The sequence below is a fragment of the Methylophaga sp. UBA4204 genome, assembly GCF_002379485.1.
Classification (GTDB): Bacteria; Pseudomonadota; Gammaproteobacteria; order Nitrosococcales; family Methylophagaceae; genus Methylophaga.
In genome coordinates, this window is sequence record NZ_DFTU01000030.1 from 45,122 (window position 1) to 48,378 (window position 3,257).

Consider the following 3,257-nt stretch of genomic DNA (forward strand, 5'->3'; position numbering starts at 1 on the left):
CATTGTTCTGATCCAGCCCAAGCAACAGCATAATCGGCCAAATAAACATCACGCTATAGAAAGCGAATAACCATTCTGGTTGGCCGTGTGGCCAGTAATGAAGTTCAATGGCTTGATGCAGGTACAGCAAACCGAGCCCCTGCAATAGTGATATCAGAATCATCAGTTTTGATGGTAATTGCGTGGATTTATCCTGTTGATTCAATTCCATGGGGAAAGCCGTCCTTAGTTTCGTTTTGGTTTAGTGAATAGTTTTAACACGACAGAATCCAAATTTTCTGGAATACGATAGTCAAATTGAGAAAAAATAGCTGAGTTGCTCTCACCCTAAAAGTTAAACAAGCCTAATGGTGGGTTAATCATCTTTACTTGGGAGTAAACTGCCCCTAACACCTAAACCAGGTATATAACTCCAACATTAACCCTATTTATTCAGCTAAGCGGCATACCACAACACGGCAAAAAAATGGCATGTGGTCCCCCCCAGAACAAATAAATGCCATATAAAGTGACCATATGTCAGTTTTGAATCGGTGGCAAAAAACACAACCCCCAAGGTATAAGACAAACCACCTGCCACTAACCATAAAAAACCAGTAGTGGGTAAGTTTTCCAGCAAAGGCTTGATAGCCACCAAGATCACCCATCCCATTAATAAATAAAGACTGGTAGAGAAGATCGGATGTTGTTGTTTTTCAACTATTTTAAGAACAATACCAATACCTGCCAGCCCCCAGATAATGCCAAATAGTGTCCAGCCCCATGCGCCATACAGCACACCAAAGGTGAAAGGTGTATACGTCCCAGCGATCAACAGATAAATTGCAGAATGTTCAATACGCCGGAAAAGCTGCTTCGCCTTCCCCGCAGGCAATGCGTGATACAGCGAAGAACCCAGGTAAAGAATTATCATCGTCGCGCAAAATATACTGACTCCGACTACAAAGGCCGTATCAGCTTGACGAACAGCTTGTGTGATTAAAAAAGGCGTACCAATCAGTGCAGCCACAAGTCCGAATCCATGGCTGATCGCATTGGCAATCTCTTCCCCACCAGATTGCTCCCGCTTGAATCTGCTATGTGATTTTTGCATACGCCCCTCCTCTGGGAATGTTGATCAGCAACTTTATGTAAATTATGAGCTGTGAACATGACCAAAATAATTACTCTAAGCCCATGCGCTTATGCCACACATTTCAACAAAGACTGAGTTAAATCCTGACTAAGAGCCATGTCCAAATTCATCGGTGTATAGCAAAGCTTTGTTTGCGGCAATCTTCGGGGGCATATCTACATTTTACAACTCACTTCCCTTGGTTCGACAACGCACAGACACTGCTTTCAATGTAGCCAATACTCTCTTCACACTATGGCAAGTCTGATATCAATCCGCCGGATTGGATCGAAGATTTAAAACGCTCATAGTACGAATAGGAGTACTTTTTATGAATTCTATTTTTCGTAAAACATTAATAGCCAGCGCCCTTACCGCGATTTTCAGCTCAGGGGCCATTGCAGCAGATGATTACTCGAAAACTATCGATGGATCGGATGCGAGTAAACAAGGCGAGATGCAACAGAATGAATCATCTTCAACGCATCCAGCAATGCCGAATCACGAAGATGAGTTTAATAAAACCATTGATGCTGATGTGCCCAGAGCAGGTAATAGCGCTGATAAAGAGATGCAACAATCTACTGATAGCCCAAATGCCAATGAAGAAGAGTTTAACGAAACCATCGATGCTGAAGGTCCCAGTGCGGGCAATAAAGCTGATCAGCAGAAGCAAAAATCATCTGATGGTCAAAATGCCGATGAGTCCGAATTTAACCATACTCTAGATGATGAAGGCCCTAGCGCAGGCAATAGAGCTGATCCAGCAAAAACTGATCGTCCATTATCCGAGCATCAAAGTAATGTAACCGAGGAAGAAGAAGAGGAAGAAGAAATCGGTAATACAGAAATCGAAACCGACACTGATGTTGAGATGAAAGGCCAAATGGATAGAAACAATGATGTTGAAATGAATGAACAACCTCATGGCCCAACCGGTGCAGGCACACCAGCTAACAGAGGTGGACTGTACGATATGTCAGCCAATGAATTGAATGGCATGGACGTCATTACCAGTGATGGCGAAGATATCGGCGGTATTGAAAAAATCGTTATGAGCCCTGATAACCAAAACGTTCATGCCGTTGTTACAGTTGGTGGTTTGCTCGGCGTAGGTGGCAAAACCATTTTGATACCGCTTGAAAAGTTCACTCGCACAAATGATGAATTGCACGTTAAAGCAACACAGTCTCAGCTTAAAGAGATGAATGATTACGGTTCAGAAGACTATATTGAACTGGAAGGTGATGCAGCCATCAGCACTGCATTACGTCAATAATTGATAATCTGATTGGCTTTTTTGTCCTCTTAGCCAACTGATGATCATAATTCGCCCGGTGGAACGCATGTTTCATCGGGCTTTTTTTTGGGGCATGATGATACCTGGAATCAAGCTGGCCGATCTGAACTATCAGGTTCGAGCATATTAATCAGGTATGCCTTTTAAGTTGCCATGTTCCATATTTGCACGGCGCTACCACTGCAAAGCAGAATTCCGGCTAACCATGCATAGTAGGGAACCATGTATTTCACTCTTCGGACCCGATTAATAACATAGGTAAAAAGCAGTGCCAGCACTGGCCAAAAGGCATTAATAACTACTGTCTTTAACATTCCTACCGACTCCAGCGCCGCGAAAAATAACGCATAAGCTAAACAGAAACTAATGATGCCATGCACTGCAAAAGCCAACAGCCATCCCCCCCCCAGGGAGTGTCTTTCAATATACAACTTTTTACTAAAAACCAGCATAACCGGCACTATAGCTAAGGCACCAAACACTAAAGATACGAAATTATCAGTCAGAGGAGAACCGCCGGTCAGGCCCAGAATCATGAAGGTTTCACCTACAGACCAGGCCATCGCGGTAAGTGCTCCCAAAAACACCGCCTGCATGGTAATTTTTCCGCGTATTGCGGTGACAATAAAAATGTTTATACCCGCAGCTATCAGCACAATCGGAAACACCATCTCGGCGTTCAGCGCCTCACCTACAAAGACCGCTGCAAAGATAATCGAGATCAGTGGTTTGAGTTTTGCGAATTGGGCTGCTACCTCAGCTTGGCCTTTAAAAGCAACCGCCGTAATGTAGTACATGCCAGTGGCCACGGGAAAAGTGAACACCCCAGCTGCTGCCAGACGC

The 3,257-nt window shown here is 44.0% G+C and carries 4 protein-coding genes; 1 reads left to right on the forward strand and 3 read right to left on the reverse strand.

The genetic code is table 11. The annotated features are described in order from the left end of the window. On the reverse strand, positions 1-211 hold a 211-nt coding region (locus tag B3182_RS03825), incomplete at its 3' end, for a hypothetical protein (protein ID WP_292751616.1). 225 nt (positions 212-436) lie between these two features. Continuing rightward, a complete protein-coding gene (gene trhA, locus B3182_RS03830) occupies positions 437-1,093 on the reverse strand; it encodes a PAQR family membrane homeostasis protein TrhA (RefSeq protein WP_292751619.1) in 657 nt (218 codons plus the stop codon). Positions 1,094-1,445: 352 nt separating this feature from the next. Here trhA and B3182_RS03835 point away from each other — a divergent pair, with 352 nt between their 5' ends. Further along, the gene (locus B3182_RS03835) at positions 1,446-2,393 is read left to right on the forward strand and encodes a PRC-barrel domain-containing protein (protein ID WP_292353879.1); all 948 of its coding nucleotides are present in this window, start codon (positions 1,446-1,448) and stop codon (positions 2,391-2,393) included. A 164-nt stretch (positions 2,394-2,557) separates the two neighbouring features. On the opposite strand, the gene B3182_RS03840 is transcribed toward B3182_RS03835, so the two are convergent. Then, the coding region (locus B3182_RS03840) for a DMT family transporter (protein ID WP_292751622.1) at positions 2,558-3,257 on the reverse strand (700 nt) is incomplete at its 5' end.

Excerpts from the sequence above, each read along its gene's own strand:
- trhA (WP_292751619.1), bottom strand. The coding sequence starts at position 1,093 with ATGCAAAAATCACATAGCAGATTCAAGCGGGAGCAATCTGGTGGGGAA.
- B3182_RS03835 (WP_292353879.1), top strand. The coding sequence starts at position 1,446 with ATGAATTCTATTTTTCGTAAAACATTAATAGCCAGCGCCCTTACCGCG.